This window comes from Streptomyces sp. NPDC059499 (genome assembly GCF_042749285.1).
Lineage (GTDB): Bacteria > Actinomycetota > Actinomycetes > Streptomycetales > Streptomycetaceae > Streptomyces.
Window position 1 is genome coordinate 315,788 of record NZ_JBHYTT010000006.1, and the last position, 14,678, is coordinate 330,465.

At 69.6% G+C, this 14,678-nt stretch carries 19 protein-coding genes; 7 read left to right on the top strand and 12 right to left on the bottom strand.

The genetic code is table 11. The features are described from left to right. Positions 1–12 precede the first annotated feature (12 nt). Positions 13–747 (bottom strand): ABC transporter permease, encoded by a 735-nt coding sequence (locus ACFW9O_RS17375; RefSeq protein ID WP_351179751.1) that lies wholly within the window; start codon positions 745–747, stop codon positions 13–15. A gap of 278 nt (positions 748–1,025) precedes the next feature. Between ACFW9O_RS17375 and ACFW9O_RS17380 the strand changes: the two genes are divergently transcribed. The 4 genes from ACFW9O_RS17380 (at position 1,026) to ACFW9O_RS17395 (ending at position 4,995) form a co-directional block, all read left to right on the top strand. Continuing rightward, positions 1,026–1,670 (top strand): HNH endonuclease family protein, encoded by a 645-nt coding sequence (locus ACFW9O_RS17380; RefSeq protein ID WP_351179748.1) that lies wholly within the window; start codon positions 1,026–1,028, stop codon positions 1,668–1,670. 161 nt (positions 1,671–1,831) lie between these two features. Continuing rightward, positions 1,832–3,550, top strand: a complete 1,719-nt coding sequence (locus ACFW9O_RS17385; protein ID WP_384610220.1) for an alkaline phosphatase D family protein — start codon at positions 1,832–1,834, stop codon at positions 3,548–3,550. A gap of 110 nt (positions 3,551–3,660) precedes the next feature. Next, positions 3,661–4,119, top strand: a complete 459-nt coding sequence (locus ACFW9O_RS17390) for a DoxX family protein (protein ID WP_384610222.1) — start codon at positions 3,661–3,663, stop codon at positions 4,117–4,119. Positions 4,120–4,332: 213 nt separating this feature from the next. Next, positions 4,333–4,995, top strand: coding sequence for a DedA family protein (locus ACFW9O_RS17395; protein WP_384610224.1), 663 nt, complete (start codon positions 4,333–4,335; stop codon positions 4,993–4,995). Positions 4,996–5,029: 34 nt separating this feature from the next. Here the strand turns inward: ACFW9O_RS17395 and ACFW9O_RS17400 are convergent, their stop codons facing one another. From ACFW9O_RS17400 to ACFW9O_RS17425, 6 genes are all read right to left on the bottom strand, one after another. Further along, positions 5,030–5,254: a DUF2277 domain-containing protein gene (locus ACFW9O_RS17400; RefSeq protein WP_351173297.1), complete on the bottom strand. Its 225-nt coding sequence runs from the start codon at positions 5,252–5,254 to the stop codon at positions 5,030–5,032. A gap of 52 nt (positions 5,255–5,306) precedes the next feature. Then, complete coding sequence (locus ACFW9O_RS17405; RefSeq protein WP_384610226.1) at positions 5,307–6,692, bottom strand: DUF1254 domain-containing protein; 1,386 nt, start codon at positions 6,690–6,692, stop codon at positions 5,307–5,309. A gap of 1 nt (position 6,693) precedes the next feature. Continuing rightward, positions 6,694–7,125, bottom strand: coding sequence for a hypothetical protein (locus ACFW9O_RS17410; RefSeq protein WP_384610228.1), 432 nt, complete (start codon positions 7,123–7,125; stop codon positions 6,694–6,696). A gap of 153 nt (positions 7,126–7,278) precedes the next feature. Further along, positions 7,279–7,623: a hypothetical protein gene (locus ACFW9O_RS17415; protein WP_384610230.1), complete on the bottom strand. Its 345-nt coding sequence runs from the start codon at positions 7,621–7,623 to the stop codon at positions 7,279–7,281. 5 nt (positions 7,624–7,628) lie between these two features. Next, positions 7,629–7,844, bottom strand: coding sequence for a hypothetical protein (locus ACFW9O_RS17420; protein ID WP_351173285.1), 216 nt, complete (start codon positions 7,842–7,844; stop codon positions 7,629–7,631). Positions 7,845–7,939: 95 nt separating this feature from the next. Beyond that, complete coding sequence (locus ACFW9O_RS17425) at positions 7,940–8,500, bottom strand: DinB family protein (RefSeq protein WP_351173282.1); 561 nt, start codon at positions 8,498–8,500, stop codon at positions 7,940–7,942. A 107-nt stretch (positions 8,501–8,607) separates the two neighbouring features. On the opposite strand from ACFW9O_RS17425, the gene ACFW9O_RS17430 reads away from it, so the two are divergent. After that, positions 8,608–9,033 carry a hypothetical protein gene (locus tag ACFW9O_RS17430; protein ID WP_384610232.1) on the top strand — a complete coding sequence of 142 codons (426 nt, stop codon included), beginning with the start codon at positions 8,608–8,610 and terminating at the stop codon, positions 9,031–9,033. A 77-nt stretch (positions 9,034–9,110) separates the two neighbouring features. Here ACFW9O_RS17430 and ACFW9O_RS17435 read toward each other — a convergent pair whose 3' ends face one another. From ACFW9O_RS17435 to ACFW9O_RS17445, 3 genes are all read right to left on the bottom strand, one after another. Continuing rightward, positions 9,111–9,257 carry a hypothetical protein gene (locus ACFW9O_RS17435; RefSeq protein ID WP_384610233.1) on the bottom strand — a complete coding sequence of 49 codons (147 nt, stop codon included), beginning with the start codon at positions 9,255–9,257 and terminating at the stop codon, positions 9,111–9,113. A 206-nt stretch (positions 9,258–9,463) separates the two neighbouring features. Then, positions 9,464–9,910: an SRPBCC family protein gene (locus ACFW9O_RS17440; protein ID WP_384610234.1), complete on the bottom strand. Its 447-nt coding sequence runs from the start codon at positions 9,908–9,910 to the stop codon at positions 9,464–9,466. A 329-nt stretch (positions 9,911–10,239) separates the two neighbouring features. Next, the gene (locus ACFW9O_RS17445; protein ID WP_351173273.1) at positions 10,240–11,829 is read right to left on the bottom strand and encodes an ABC transporter substrate-binding protein; all 1,590 of its coding nucleotides are present in this window, start codon (positions 11,827–11,829) and stop codon (positions 10,240–10,242) included. 403 nt (positions 11,830–12,232) lie between these two features. Between ACFW9O_RS17445 and ACFW9O_RS17450 the strand changes: the two genes are divergently transcribed. Further along, entirely contained in the window at positions 12,233–12,784 is a 552-nt protein-coding gene (locus tag ACFW9O_RS17450; RefSeq protein ID WP_384610235.1) for a flavoprotein, read from the top strand. A gap of 87 nt (positions 12,785–12,871) precedes the next feature. On the opposite strand, the gene ACFW9O_RS17455 is transcribed toward ACFW9O_RS17450, so the two are convergent. Continuing rightward, entirely contained in the window at positions 12,872–13,333 is a 462-nt protein-coding gene (locus ACFW9O_RS17455; RefSeq protein ID WP_384610236.1) for a hypothetical protein, read from the bottom strand. Between the two features lie 107 nt (positions 13,334–13,440). Between ACFW9O_RS17455 and ACFW9O_RS17460 the strand changes: the two genes are divergently transcribed. After that, the gene (locus ACFW9O_RS17460; protein ID WP_384610238.1) at positions 13,441–13,857 is read left to right on the top strand and encodes a hypothetical protein; all 417 of its coding nucleotides are present in this window, start codon (positions 13,441–13,443) and stop codon (positions 13,855–13,857) included. Positions 13,858–14,175: 318 nt separating this feature from the next. Here ACFW9O_RS17460 and ACFW9O_RS17465 read toward each other — a convergent pair whose 3' ends face one another. After that, entirely contained in the window at positions 14,176–14,595 is a 420-nt protein-coding gene (locus ACFW9O_RS17465; RefSeq protein WP_384610239.1) for a hypothetical protein, read from the bottom strand. Positions 14,596–14,678 lie beyond the last annotated feature (83 nt).

Below are 14,678 nucleotides of genomic sequence, written 5' to 3' on the forward strand. Positions count from 1 at the left end.
CCACCGCGGGCCTCAGTCGCGGTGCAGGCGCCCCCGCGCCACCAGTTCCAGCACCAGCGCGACGGCGACCGCCTGCACCGCCATCAGTGCCACCAGGACGAACAGCTGCACGGCGCCCGCCTCCACGGGTGAGGCGCCGCCCAGCAGCATGCCCACGAAGGCGCCGGGGAGCGTGACGAGCCCCACGGTCCGGGTCTGGTCCAGCCCCGGCAGGAGCGCGTCCGACGCCGCCGGGCGGGCGATCTCCAGCCTGGCGTCCCGGTCGAGCAGACCGAGCGCCATCCCGGCCTCGACCTCCCCCCACCGGGTCCCGAGCTCGTCCAGCGCACGCCGCCCGCCCAGCACGGTCGCGGTGAGCGCACCCCCGATGAGAATGCCCGTGACCGGGATCAGCGCGATGCCCCGTACCGGGACGAGCCCGGTGAGCAGCAGCGCACCGACGACGGGGACGACTCCTGCACCGATCGGCAGCGCCGCCCACCACCAGGTGCGGTTGGTGGCGATCCGCCGCCCGGCCGTCCACACCGCCACCGCGAACATCAGCGCCAGGAAGCCGAGAAGCGGTCCCGCGGAGCGCACCACCCAGCCGATGAGCAGGGAGACGACGGTGAGTTGCACCGCCGCCCGCAACCCGGCCACGAGGATCTCCCTCGCACGCCCGAGCGAGGCCCCTGCGGCGACGGTGGCGGCGAACACCAGGAGTACGGCGAGCGCGACACCGAGTGCGGGAGTGACCGGAAGCAACACCCGGCCACCCTAGGCGCTTCGGGTGCCCCACCCGCTCGCACCGCCAGGAACCACCCCGGAACGGATCGCGTCCGCCCGGCCGAGCCGTCCCTCCGTCAGATCCTCTCCCCGAACAGACTTCGGACCGGACGTCAGACCGAGCCGTCCAACCCCTTGATGTGACGTGCGCATGTCGCCACTCTGTTACCTGGCAACCATCCCCTGGAAACCCGGCGCCGCCACGATGGCCGGGCCCACAGGTCGCCCACCCGAGTACCCCCCACATCAAGGGAGTTCTTATGTCCGGTATCTACGCGCGTCGCATAGCCGTCGTCGCCGCCTCCGCCGCACTCGCCGCCACCACCGGGCTCCTCTCCGCCCCGGCCGCCCAGGCGGCCATGCCCACCCCGGTCAGCGCGTCGACCGCCCGCACGTACCTCGGCCAGCTCACCGTCTCCGCGGAGGGCTCCTCGACCGGCTACAGCCGCGACAAGTTCCCGCACTGGATCACCCAGTCGGGCGCCTGCAACACCCGCGAAGTCGTCCTGAAGCGCGACGGCACGAACGTCGTCCAGGACTCGGCCTGCGCCGCGACCAGCGGCAGTTGGTACTCGCAGTACGACGGCGCCACCTGGACCGCGGCCTCCGACCTGGACATCGACCACATGGTCCCGCTGGCCGAGGCGTGGCGCTCCGGAGCGAGCAGCTGGAGCACGGCCCAGCGCCAGGCCTTCGCCAACGACCTGACCCGCCCCCAGCTCATCGCGGTCACGGACAACGTCAACCAGTCCAAGAGCGACCAGGACCCGGGCGAGTGGCTGCCGTCGCGCACCGCGTACCGCTGCACCTACGCACGCGCCTGGGTCCACGTGAAGCACTACTACGGCATGAGCGTCGACTCGACCGAGAAGAGCGCGCTGCAGTCCGTGCTGAACGGCTGCTGACACCGAGCGGCCGCGGAGCCGCTCCCCGGCCGCTCCGCAGGCCCCTGACCAGCGGAGCGGAACCAACCCGCCCTCCTCCGTCGTTCCGTACCGTACGGAGCCGGTCACGGCGACCCGTACCGTACGGAGCCATCGGTCACGGCGACGCGAGGAGGGCACACATGGCCGGGCTACGCCTGGGACCACTGTTGCGGTACGTCGACTGGGAGTCCGGTTCCCGGGCGACGGTCTGGGTCGAGGCGAGCCGGCCCTGCACGGCCGAGGTCCGTTGCGCGGACGGTGCGTCGGGTTCCACCCCGACCTTCGCGGTGGAGGGGCATCACTACGCGCTGGTGGTGGTCACGGGCCTGACGCCCGACTCGACCACGGCCTACGAGGTGCTCCTCGACGGCCGCCGCGTCTGGCCGCCCGAGGACTCCCGCTTCCCCGCGAGCACCATCACCACACCCCCTGTTCCGCAGCCCGAGGAGGCCGGACCCGTCCGGATCGCCTTCGGTTCCTGCCGCTGGGCGGCCCCGCCGAAGGGCGAGCGCGACCCGCGTTCCCGGCTGCGCTCGAGCAGGGGGGACGCCATCGGCCCGGACGCCCTCGACACCCTGGCCGTCGAACTCGCCGCCGACCCCACGGCCGTACGCCCCGACGTGCTCCTGCTGCTCGGCGATCAGGTGTACGCGGACGAGACCTCGAAGGCCACCCGGCGCCGGATCGCCGCACGCCGCGATCTGAACGAGCCGCCCGGCGGGGAGGTCGCGGACTACGAGGAGTACACCCTCCTCTACGACGAGTCCTGGCGCGACCCGGACGTGCGGTGGCTGCTCTCCACGGTCCCGAGCTGCATGATCTTCGACGACCACGACGTCATCGACGACTGGAACACCAGCGCCGCCTGGCTCGAGGACATGCGCCGCACGCCCTGGTGGCACGAACGGATCGTCAGTGGCCTGATGTCGTACTGGGTGTACCAGCACCTCGGCAACCTCTCCCCCGAAGCCCTGGAGGCCGACCCGCTGTACGCGGCGGTGCGCGCCGTCCCGGACGCCACCGAAGTACTGCGGGACCATGCCGCCCGGGCCGACGCCGATCCCGCACACACCCGGTGGAGCTACCGGCGTGTTTTCGGCCGAGTACGGCTGCTGATGGTGGACACCCGGGCGGCCCGTGTCCTCGGCGAGCAACAACGGTCGATGCTCGACGCCGGAGAGGCCCGCTGGATGCGCGACGAGGCCCTCACCGACCCGGACGCGTACGACCATCTACTGATCGGCACCTCACTGCCGTGGCTGCTGCCGCCGCTCATCCATGACGCGGAGAGCTGGAACGCCGCGCTGTGCCGGGGCGAGCGCGGCGGACCGGACGGGCGCTGGGCGCGCTTCGGGGAGAAGGTGCGCCGCGCCTCTGACCTGGAACATTGGGCGGCCTTCCCCGAATCCTTCAAGGAGTTGACGGAGCTGCTGCGGCAGGTGGCCGACGGGCCGGACGCTCCTGCCACGGTATGCGTCCTCTCGGGCGATGTGCACCATGCGTACATCACCGAACCCCACTGGCCAGATTCCGTACCCGGCGCCACTCCCGGCGCACGCATACTGCAGCTGACCTGCTCCCCCGTGCACAACTCGATCCCCGCCACGATAAGAGCGGGATTCCGTTTCGGCTGGAGCACGCCCGGCCGGTGGCTGGGACGCGCGCTGGCGCTCCACGGCCGGACGGGAGCGCCGCCGATGCGCTGGCGCAGGACGGGCGGACCCTGGTTCGGCAACCAGCTGATGTCCCTCACTCTGCATGGCCGGAAAGCTGCGCTGACATTGGTTCAGGCCAGACAACGGCCCACAGGCGCGCAGCTGGAGACGGTCCTGGAGCGCGAACTGACGTCGAACAAGTGACCGCTTTCGGCCAGTTGGGAATATGTTGAACTTGCAAGTAATAATGAGGTCTACCTAACCTGAAGGGCCCCGATCGGTTCACGTCCCCAGACCGAAGGAGCCAACCCCCCATGTCCGCACGTCTGAACAGGGCACAGCCCTATGCACTCGGACTCTTCCGCGCCGTCATCGGTTTCCTCTTCGCCTGCCACGGCGCCGCCTCGCTCTTCGGCGTCCTCGGCGGTGCGATGGGCGGCGGCACCGTACCTTCCGGCACCTGGCCGGGCTGGTACGCGGCCGTCATCCAGCTCGTCGGCGGCACCCTGGTCGCGCTCGGCCTCGGTACCCGCATAGCCGCCCTCGTCGCCTCCGGATCCATGGCGTACGCGTACTTCAAGGTTCACCAGCCGGAATCGCTGTTCCCCCTGCAGAACGGCGGCGAAGCGTCGGCCGTCTTCTGCTGGGCCTTCCTGCTGCTGGTCTTCACGGGCCCCGGCGCCGTGGCCGTGGACCGGCTCTTCTCCTCCCGCACAAGCGCCACCCGCGAGGACCGGAGTCCCCGCGAGAACTCCCCGGCCGTCCCGGTCTGACCGACCGTCCGCCGGCCCAGGTCACGTGCGCCCCGGTACCCCGCTGTCGCGGGGGCCGGGGCGCACGTGACCTGCACAACATCATCCGCCCCACGGCGAACTCCGGGGAAACGGCAGGCGTACTCTGAACCGCTGACCCCGCCGCTCCTGCCGCTGCCCTGCGACGCCGCGGCGTCGACACGGTCACATGGGGAAACGGACGGGGAGCAGAAGGTGCTCGAGAGTGTGGGTGCGCTGACCGGCAGCCCATGGATCTACGCAGTGGTCGCCCTCTCGGTACTCCTGGACGTCTTCCTGCCCGTCCTGCCCAGCGGCGTGCTGGTGATCACGGCGGCGACTGCTGCCGCGGCAAGCTCGACGACGGTCACCGCCACCGCCGACGAGGCCACGCGGCAGGTGCCTTCGCTGCTGGTGCTGACCCTGTGCGCGGCCACCGCCTCGGTGCTCGGCGACCTCGTCGCGTACCGCCTCGCCTGGCGCGGCGGCGACCGTCTGGACCGGGCCATCGCCCGCTCCCGCCGGCTCACCACCGCGCAGGAGCGCCTCGGCGCGGCGCTGAGCCGCGGAGGTGGCGCCCTCGTCATCGTCGCCCGTTTCGCCCCGGCAGGCCGCTCGGTCGTGTCCCTGGGGGCGGGCGCCGCCCACCGCACGGTGCGGGAGTTCCTGCCCTGGTCGGCGCTGGCCGGGGTGGCCTGGGCGGGCTACAGCGTGAGCCTCGGTTACTTCGGTGGCCAGTGGCTGGGCGCGAGCTGGCTGGGCACGGCCGTCTCGGTGCTGGCCCTGTTCCTCGCGGGCGCCCTGGCAGCACTGGTCGTCCGGCGGCCGCCCCACACCCGGCGGGCACCGGTCGTCGACGGAGCTCCGGCAGGCAGCTGACACCGCCTGCCCGGCCGGTCAGCTCGCCCCGGGCTCACACCCGGGCGGCACCGCCCCGGATCTCCAGGCCGTCGAGCAGCCGGTGGGTCGCCTCCGCGATCTCGGCGACGGCGCGGTCGAAGACCTCCTGGTTGTGCGCGGCGGGGGCACGGAAGCCGGACACCTTGCGCACGTACTGCAGGGCGGCGGCTGCCATCTCCTCCTCGGTGGCCTCTTCGGGGATGGCCGGCGGACGAAGCGTCTTGATACTGCGGCACATGTCTCCAGTGTGTACCGCGGCACTGACAGCGGCACCGACGAGGAGCCGCGGCCTACCGGTCCTCGACCCGCTCAATGGGCGGGATCACATAGCTCCCGTCGAGAACGGCCTGCTCAGGGGTGTGGAGCCGCATCACGGCCCGGAAGTCACCGGCGGGTGCGGGCAGCCAGTTCGCCGCCCTGCCGGGGTCCGCCGGCCGCTGCCGGGACAGGTAGAGGGTCAGTGATCCGTCGGCTGCGTACACGACACCGGGGGTACGGTCACCGATCGCGTACCGGTCCGCCGGATTCTCGACCAGGTGGCTGCCCGGGACGTCGTACACGGTCACGGACCAGAACCCCTCGACCGGAGGTGGCCGGCCCAGCCGCAGCACGTAGTCGTGGGCACCGCTGAGCCGCCGGCCCCGGGAGTCGCCGCGGGTGTACGCGCACACGGCCTCGTATCCGTGCGGCCCCCAGAGCGCCTGCCGTGCCGCCACCGCCCTGACCAGGTACGACGCCTCGCGGTCCGGGATCCTCCACTCCGGTGAGCTGATCGTGCCGACGCCGAAGTGGTCGAGGTTGTGGTCGAAGAGGTGCGGGTTCATCGCCCACGCACCCGGTGCCGTGTCCGCGCCCTCCCGGGCATCGTCCTGGTGACGGCACGCCTCCGCCACCCGCGCCCTGCCCAGCGCGAGCCCCTGTGTCAGCGCCCGCAGGAGACCGGGCCCGGCCGACACGTACGGCGAGACGCCCTCCTCCAGGAGTCCCAGGGGCTGGAACCGGTCCTGGTAGGCACGGTCGGCGGCCGCGGGCGGGAAGTCGGCCATCCACACCCGGAGCCGTTCGAAGAACCGAAGGGCCTCGGGTACGTCGGAGTCGGGCGCGGGCAGACCGGTCCGATGGGCATGGGCTCCCAGGTGCGTGAGCGTGAGCTCCTGCTGGAGCGCCCGGACACGGGGCATGTCGTCCGGCCCGTCGCACGCGATGCGGCCGACGAGGGAGACGACGGAGGTGGGCGCGTCGATCACCCCCGTCACCACGTCGGGCACGGTGCCGGACCAGCCGGGCGGCACGATCAGCCAGTCGCCCTCGCCCGTACCGGTTGCCCGCCGCCCGACGTAGGCGAAGGTGCCGCTCCACGCGTCCACGAACTGCAGCGCGTAGTACGCACCGCCGGTGTCCGGCACGTGCAGTCCGACCGGGCCGCCGGACAGATCGAGCTGCGCGATCGCGTCGACGGTGTCGACCGCCGCGTTCGCGACACGGTCGGCGGGAACGGCGGGCCGGACCGCGTGGGCGAAACTGTTGAAGGGCGTCGGCGCCAGCACCCCGAAGCCCTCCTGCAGGCACGATTCGACCGCCGACAGGGCAAGGACCAGCGGGGAGCCGTAGACGTACGCCTCGGCGGCCAGGGCAGCCGTACCGTCGCCCTCCCGGCCACCGCGCCCGCCACTCACGTCAGAAGGCCACCTTCGTACGGTCCGCCGTGCACAGGGCCCAGATCACGAAGGCGTCGATGGCGATCGAGACGATCGCCCACACCGGCTGGTACGGCAGCCACATGAAGTTGGCGATCAGGTTCAGCGCCGCCAGTACGACACCCACGCCTCGGGCCCAGAGCGCACCCTTCAGGATGCCCACGCCGACGATCACGAGGACGATGCCGAGGATCAGGTGGATCCAGCCCCAGGACGTCACGTCGAACTTGAACGTGTAGTCGTTGATACGGGTGTACACGTCGTCGGTCGCGATGCCCGCGATCCCCTTGATCACGGCCAGGACACCGTCGACGAGGAGCAGGACACCGGCGAACAGCACGCCCCCGGACGCCCACGCGCTGCCGGATCCGGGGCTCGGGGAGGTGCCCGGTGCGGGTGCTGACTGGGCCATGGGAACTCCTTCGGTCGTCGGACGCCCCGCCGGCGCGGCCGCGGGCAGATCCGACGCTGCGCGACACGACCGCCCGCGACGACCCGAACGCGTCCGTCCGGGTGAGGGCGACGCCGTGCTGTCCGGGTCCTCCGGCTCGTGCGGGGTCGGCGCTCAGGGGCCGCCGACGCTCACGACGTGCCCCTGGGCATCGACGGTGAGGGCGACCCGCTCGACCTTGTTCGTCAGCGCGAGAGCCACCCATACGGCGCCCCACACGAAGCACGAGACGACGGTCAGGAAGGCATGCAGCACATGGTTGACCGGCTGCCCGCGCACGAGGACGGCCTGAGTGCCCGACCGGGACTCCACCCGCCAGCCGCTTGCCACCCGCTGGCTCACCACCCAGTCGAGGATCAGCCCTCGCTGCATGATGTCGGGCGCCGCCCCGTCCGCCCCGTAATACCCGGGCGGAGGTTCGAGGGACGCCTCGCCCCGGCGTGCTCCACGAGACTTCATGGGGCTCACCTCCAGGTATCGAGGTCTCCGCCTCGCCACTCGATCAGCTCGGGTTGGTCCAGGTCGATCTCTTCCACCCCTACGGCGAGCCCGGCCTGCCGCAGGAAGGAGGCCACGTCCCCTCGCCCGTGCGCCAGTCCGACGATCTGCCCCCGCACGGTCACCCGCCGCCCGCCGGTCGGCGAGGGCGGATACACGATCACAGGTGGATGTCCGGACATGCCTCCACGGTCCCCCGCCCCCCGCCGGACCGCATCCCGGGAAGCGCTTCAGCGGCTGCGTTCGTCTGCCGGGAATCCCGGTGCGCCCGATCCCCTCACTGGCCCACCCTTCCGTCGACGCACTCGCGCAACAGGTCGGCGTGCCCGCAGTGACGGGCGTACTCCTCGATCCTGTGCACCATCAGCTCCCGAACGGCGATCCCGTCCTTCCCCAGCCGTTCGCCCAGATCCGGGTGCCGGGCCAGGGCGGCATCGGTCGCGGCCTGCTCGCGCTCCAGATCGGAGTACGCGGCGTCGACGACGGCCTGGTCGGCGACGGCTCCGTCGAAGTCCGCGTCCCTCTCGCCGTACAGCTTCGGCACCGGATCACCGTCGCCGATCCAGTTCTGCCAGTCCCGTTCCACCTCGACGAGATGGCGGAGCAGCCCGAGCAGCGACATGGTCGACGGCGGAACCGACCGCCGGGCCAACTGCTCCGCATCCAGGCCCTCGCACTTCATCCGCAGGGTCAGGCGGTAGTCCGCCAGGAAGTCCTGCAGCGTCGCGAGCTCGCCCTCCGAACCGGCACCTTCGCTGTTGCGGGGATCCTCGTCCGGGTCGGCCCACATGTCGGGGTAGGTGGTTGCCTGGGTCCATCGTGCGGGCTGATCATTCATGCGCCCATGCTCGTCCGCGGAAGCCCGGGCTCGCTACTGCTTTACGCCTCGGATGCCGGTGACGGCGACGGCTTGCCGCACGGCCACGATCAGGATGGAGAGATCACATGCGAACCCATCGCTACAAGGTGCAGAAGGGCGGCTTCGGACTGTTCCTCGGGATCGCGGCCGAGGTCATCCGGCCGGCCTCCCCGCCACCCGGCGGCACCCCCGTCAGCGACCGGGTCTGGCTGGACGCCTCCGAGGTCCGCAACGCCTACTACGGAAGTCGGCTGACACTCACCGAGTCCGAGATCGCCTCGCTGCGAGCCGGCCTGGGCAAGGTCTCCGGCGCCATCGAACTCGTCGACGGCAGCCCCTGCATCCTGATCGCGGTCCGCGCACTGGAGATCGTCGAGGCCGACTACGCAGAGGTGGCTCTTGCGCCGGCCATCGCAGGATGGGCCGAATCGGAGTGGTCTCTGGCACCCCGCCGCTGTGACGCCGTCCGTGACAGCGCCACCGGCCGGTACACGCTGAACTGGGACGAGTGACCTTCGCACCCACTGGTGCCATCGGTTCCGCTGCCTCCTCCGAGGCAACGTCCCTGCGCTTCCCGGTGATCAGCCCCTCAGGAATTCTCGGTGAAGCGGACGGACCAGGCGTAGCCGCTCAAGCTGTCGTGCGGAACTCGCCGGACCTCTCTGACCTGGCAACCGTCGTGGGCGTACTTGAGGGCGAACCGGTCCTGACGCTGCGCGTCGGTGAGATCTTCCATGGACAGAGGCGCTCCGACGACGAGGTCTTCGTGAACGACTGAGTCCGCGGCGCTGTCCGAGCATGCCGAGCAATGATGCGTTCTGGGTAGGGCCATGCGATCAGTGTGCTCCTACCTGGAAGCCCCGACGCGCACGGCGCACATCGTCGTGCTGTCGATGGACTTCCTCGCCGACGCACGGATTCCTCTCGGGCGCAGGGCGTGCCTCAAGCGCTTCCGCCAGGTTCACGCATCGCGATCCGGGCCAGCTTCGTCAGCATCATCCCGTTGCGGACCGCGACGAGGTAGTCCACGGGGAGTCCGTGCATCCGGGTGCCGGGACCCCTGAGGGGATGCCAGTCGAGGGTGAAGAGTGTGTTCTCGCCCCAGGGGGTCAAGGTCATGGCGATGCGGGCTGCGCCGAAGGGCTCTGCCTTCGCCTCCAGTTCCAGGCGGTGCCGGGGCACACAGATGCGGACGACGCAGGTGTCGTCGAGATTCAGGTGGCCCGCGCCGACTCGCACCTTCAGCCGGGCTCCTACCTCAGGCCACTGCGGGTCCACGGCAAGGACCTGCTGGGTTCCTGTCACCCACTCCCCGTAGCGGTGGCCGTCGGACAGCAGGCGCCACACCTCGGACGGCGAGCTCAGGATCAGACGGCGGTTCCGGGCCACGCTGATCACGCTCCTTCTGGAGATACGGACATGGAAGGCGCCGCCGAGATCATGTCCGGCCGCCAAGGGCTTGACCTCCAGCCTCGTGCGACCGCACCACATGCACAGTCCGGCAGGTCCAGAAGGGTGGCTCGACCTGCCCTCTCGCACGCCTACGGGCAGACGGGCCGGAGCCACGGTTGGCGAGATCCAGGAGAAACGAGGAAGGCCCAGGCCCCCGGTTCGGTACCGGTGGCCTGGGCCTGTCGTGGTTCCTGCTGTGTGCGGGCGGTTGGGATCGCCGGCCTCATGACGCCGACGATCCGGAGCTTGATCGAGCTGACGAAGCCCTACGAGTACTTGCTGATCTCCCAGAAGCGGAAGACGGTCGACGCGTCCAGGGTCCATTCCAGACCGGAGACGTTGTCGTACGCCACCGCGTACTGCTTGCCCTGCCACAGCGGCAGGATCGGCAGGTCCTCCGCCACAGTGTCCTGGAGCTCGTCGAAGGCCTTCTGGGTGGTGCCCCGATCGGCCAGGGCGGTGGTGCCGGGGATGATCCGGCCGGTGATGTCGTTGTTCTCGTAGCCGTTCTGCAGGACGTTGTCCTTGCCGAAGAACGGCTGGGTGAAGTTGTCCGGGTCGGGGTAGTCCGGGACCCAGCCCTTCACGTAGACCCCGAGCTCACCGGCCGCGATCCGCTCCTCGTACTGCTTGATGGGGAGGGACTTGACCTCCGCGTCGAACAGTCCGCTCTCGTTGAGCTGCTTGGCGATCGCCTTGAACTCGTTGTCGGTGGCGGGGCCGTAACGGGTCGGCGTGGACCACAGCGTGAGCTTCACCTTGTCGGTGATGCCCGCGGAGCGCAGCACCTGTTCGGCCTTGTCCGGCCGCGGGCTCCCGCCGTACTTGTCGAAGAACGCGGTGTTGTGGGCGGTGATACCGGCCGGGACGATCGAGTACAGCGGAGTGGCCGTGGAGTGGTAGACCTCGCTGACGAGGGCATCACGGTTCACCAGGTACGCGATGGCCTTGCGCACAGGAAGCTTCCCGACCACCGGGTCCTTCATGTTGAAGACCAGGTGCTGCACCTCCGCGCTGGTGCCTTCGACGATGTCGATGCCCTTGTCGGCCGCGGCGCTGGATGCCTCCAGCTCGGCGATGTCCTGCGCGGCCATACCGCGGTAGGCGACATCGATGTCCCCCTTCTGCAGCGCGGACGCCAGCTTCTTCTGGTCGCCCCGGAAGAATTCGAGAGTGACGCCCGAGTTCTTCACCCGCGCCGTGCCCTGGTAGTCGGAGTTGACCGAGAAGACGGCCTTCGACTTGTCGAGGGACTTCAGCGCGTAGGGCCCGGAGCCGACGGCCTTGCCGTCCTTGCGCAGGCTGTCCGCCGGGTACTCGCGGTGGTCCACGATGGAGCCGGCGCCCGAGGCGATCTTGCTGGGGAAGGTGGCGTCGGGAGCTGTGAGCCGGAAGACGACCGTACGCGGGTCCGGAGCGGTGATCTTCGCGATGGTGCTGAGCAGCGGCGCCGGGCCGGCGGGGTCGTCGATCCTGATCGCCCGCTCGAAGGAGTACTTGACGTCCTCGGAGGTGAGGCTGTTGCCGTTGCTGAAGGTCAGGCCGTCACGCAGCGTGCAGCGGTACACCCTGTTGCCGTCCTGGAACGCGCAGGACTTCGCCGCTTCCGGCTCGGGTATCGAACCCCCGCGGGGGAAGCTGAGCAGGGACTGGAAGACGTTGTTGAACAGCAGCCACGACCCCGGGTCGTAGCCCGAGGCCGGATCCGCGGCCAGGACGTCGTCCGACATGCCCACGACGATCGACTCGCCGCCTCCGGCGGCCCCTCCGTCGGTCTGGGTGCCGCAGCCGCCCAGCAGAGCCACCGCGAGACCGGCCCCGATGGGAGCAATTGTCCGCCGTTTGCGTACGTTCACAGAACTGCCTCTTGTTTTCCGGCGGCCGCGCGGGGTGCAGTCGTCGCTGCTCCGAGCCTCGGTCCGCATCCCCTCCAGGCATGCGGAAGCTCCGCAGATCCGGATCGGGGAGGTGAGCACCTTTACCCAGATCATAAGGGTGAGGCGGAAGCCCCTCGTTTGCACCCTTTGCCTTGGACCGGCTGCTCCTCGGCAGCCGGTCGGCACAGGGCGGCGGACGCCGGAGGCGACCGCACGGGGCCGGGCCTCGTCGGTTGACCGACTCGATGCGAACCAACGGCTCAGCGGTCACCGAGGGCTGTCGACGTGCACACGTAATTCTCTGCTGTACTGCTGACCCTGGAGCGAACCGATACGGGGCGGTGGAACGGTGAGCGTAGGCAGTCGTGGAGTGCTGGCAGTCGTGGGTACGGCAGCTGACGGAGTCGAGCAGCTGCGCACCGGCCTGGTCGAGCCGGCCATGGCCCTCGGATGGCAGGTGGCCGTGACCCTGACGCCGAACGCCGGCCGTTGGATGCGAGCGAACGGCGAGCTGAAGAGGCTGGAGGCACTGACCGGTCTCCCCGTACGGGACACACCTCGTCTGCCGACCGAGCCACGCCCGCACCCGGTCGCCGACTGCTACGTCGTCGCCCCGGCGAGCGCGAACTACGTCGCCAAGCTCGCGACGGGAATCGCCGACAACCAAGCCCTGACACAGGTGAGCGAGGCACTCGGCACGATCGACGTCCCCGTCGTGGTGTTCCCCCGGGTCAATGCGGCTCACGCAAGGCATCCGGCCTGGCAGGGGCACATCGAGTCACTGCGGAGGGCCCACGTGCACCTCGTCCACGGCCCTGACGTCTGGCCGTTGCATGAACCCCGAGAGGGTCCAGACGTTCGAGAACTGCCATGGTCCACGATCATGGAATCCACCCAGCACATGACGAGTCAATCTGCTCGACACCCGCTCTGAGGTCGTCCGCCGAGCGCAGACGGCAGGAACAGGCGCGCAAAGCTCAGCACGGCCACATGGCTCCGTTCGTGACAGGGCGGCCGGTGTTCAGGCGGGACGCCACCGAGCCAGGTAGCCCGGGCCTTCCGGAAGGTGGCGACCGCCGGGCCTCTCGTAGGACCGCCACTCAGGCACGAGGCGTCGGGCATCCGCCGGCGCCCGGCGCCGAGGGCGGAGCATCGCCTGCAGCTCGTCGTAGCGCGCGTCGACACCCCCGCAGCCTGGATGCGTGTCGGCGTCAGCCTCGCCTGCCTCGTAGAGGGCGTTCCATGAACAGAAGATGTTCCACTGCTCGCGTTCCAGGTCCAGGGTCAGGCGGTCGGCCGGCCAGACCAAGAACTCCTCCGTGTCGGCTTCGGGGCTCGCACAGCCGCCGACCGATTCGAAGTAGTGGGGCAGCCCTCCGATGGATACCAGGCCAGAACGAGGCCCGTCATACCATTCGTTTTCCACATGGACCTGCTCGAATCCCGTCTCCAGCAGGCGCGCCCATTCCCCCGGTTCAGTCATCCACCCATGATCTCTCGGACGGGCCTTGAGAGATCAGCGCGGTGCCCCCGGCTCGGGCTCCGAGGCACAGCCACCGGCTTGCTGGGCGGCTCGGCTAACCTGCGCGGGTGCGCGCCGAAGAGATCTCCACCTGGCTCGTGGAGCACGATGCCTTGATCAGCACAGTCGAGCTTGCTGCGGCGTTCGACGCCTATCCCTGCACCCTCCCCTGGGCGGGGCAAGGCATCGACTGGCGGGGACTGCCCTGCCGGTCCCTCGCGCTCGATGGCGTCTCGGACGATGAGGCGGTGCGTTGGGCCAGAGCGACGCCGATGGGAACCCATGATCACGTCCTGGTGATCGACTCCGCGACGGAGCCCGGTGTCATCTGCGCTTTCGACGATGCCGTGCGTGACTTCGAGCTGTTGTCGAACCGCCCAGAGCTCTACATGTGCGGCCTGGACCCTGTCGGCGTATCACCCGGGCCGGTGTTTGAGCACTTCATCGAGCGTCGCTCGTTCATGACCCTCAACGCAAAGCTGTGAGGTACCGAGGAAGGGAACAGCCTTGATCCTTCGCGGGGTGCTCGAACTACTCGTCGGAGGGGGCTTGATCGTGGTGGCCTGCGACTACCGCAACGTGGCCCTGTGGGTTTGGGATTGGGCAGACGTGGTGGTCACACGGCGGTCCCGACATGGAACGCCCTGGAAGAGCCCTGACCACATGCGATTCGGCTTCGGTGTCGCGGGAGCAGCGTTCGTGGTGCCGGGTCTGGTGACCGTGGCGGGCTGACAGCGCGACCACCGGACCTGCGCCTGTTGCTGGTTGCTGCACCTCATTGCGTACAGCGGTTGGGGCGTTGGCTACCGTTCCGAATGTCTGGTCAGGACGCACCAGTTCATATTGTCGGGATCCCCTACGGTCAGACCAACCAGCAAGCGCCCCTTGTCCCGATAAAGGTCGAACAGAATAATTCCATCCCCCGTGTCCACTTCGAGTTGCTGCTCAACGCCGGACCCGTCGATCTCCCAGGCGCCATCCCCGCTGATGTCGCGCGTGACCTTGCCGTCGAGTTCCATCTCGGTAGGAATACCGGTGGCGGACGCCGATCCGTCCGGACTCAAGGTCAACGTGGTCCCGCACTCCCGGGCACGCCAGGTTCCTACGAGCTGAGAGTCGTGGACGTTCTTCGCGGGCGGATAGCCGCCCCAACCCATGCACGCAGAGACCGACAGCACCACCGAGACCGAAATCAGCGCCCACTTCCACGCTCGGCCGCTCATCGCCCGCCCCCTTCGCACATGTGGCCTGATCATAGGCTTTCGCGAACCGGGCCAGCATGCGGGTTACGCGCGACGACCCGGGC

Coding starts and splice junctions, on each gene's coding strand:
- ACFW9O_RS17415 (WP_384610230.1), bottom strand. CDS start 7,623: ATGAAGTCTCGTGGAGCACGCCGGGGCGAGGCGTCCCTCGAACCTCCG.
- ACFW9O_RS17435 (WP_384610233.1), bottom strand. CDS start 9,257: ATGGAAGATCTCACCGACGCGCAGCGTCAGGACCGGTTCGCCCTCAAG.
- ACFW9O_RS17465 (WP_384610239.1), bottom strand. CDS start 14,595: ATGAGCGGCCGAGCGTGGAAGTGGGCGCTGATTTCGGTCTCGGTGGTG.
- ACFW9O_RS17430 (WP_384610232.1), top strand. CDS start 8,608: ATGCGAACCCATCGCTACAAGGTGCAGAAGGGCGGCTTCGGACTGTTC.
- ACFW9O_RS17425 (WP_351173282.1), bottom strand. CDS start 8,500: ATGAATGATCAGCCCGCACGATGGACCCAGGCAACCACCTACCCCGAC.
- ACFW9O_RS17455 (WP_384610236.1), bottom strand. CDS start 13,333: ATGACTGAACCGGGGGAATGGGCGCGCCTGCTGGAGACGGGATTCGAG.
- ACFW9O_RS17380 (WP_351179748.1), top strand. CDS start 1,026: ATGTCCGGTATCTACGCGCGTCGCATAGCCGTCGTCGCCGCCTCCGCC.
- ACFW9O_RS17390 (WP_384610222.1), top strand. CDS start 3,661: ATGTCCGCACGTCTGAACAGGGCACAGCCCTATGCACTCGGACTCTTC.
- ACFW9O_RS17420 (WP_351173285.1), bottom strand. CDS start 7,844: ATGTCCGGACATCCACCTGTGATCGTGTATCCGCCCTCGCCGACCGGC.
- ACFW9O_RS17385 (WP_384610220.1), top strand. CDS start 1,832: ATGGCCGGGCTACGCCTGGGACCACTGTTGCGGTACGTCGACTGGGAG.
- ACFW9O_RS17410 (WP_384610228.1), bottom strand. CDS start 7,125: ATGGCCCAGTCAGCACCCGCACCGGGCACCTCCCCGAGCCCCGGATCC.
- ACFW9O_RS17400 (WP_351173297.1), bottom strand. CDS start 5,254: ATGTGCCGCAGTATCAAGACGCTTCGTCCGCCGGCCATCCCCGAAGAG.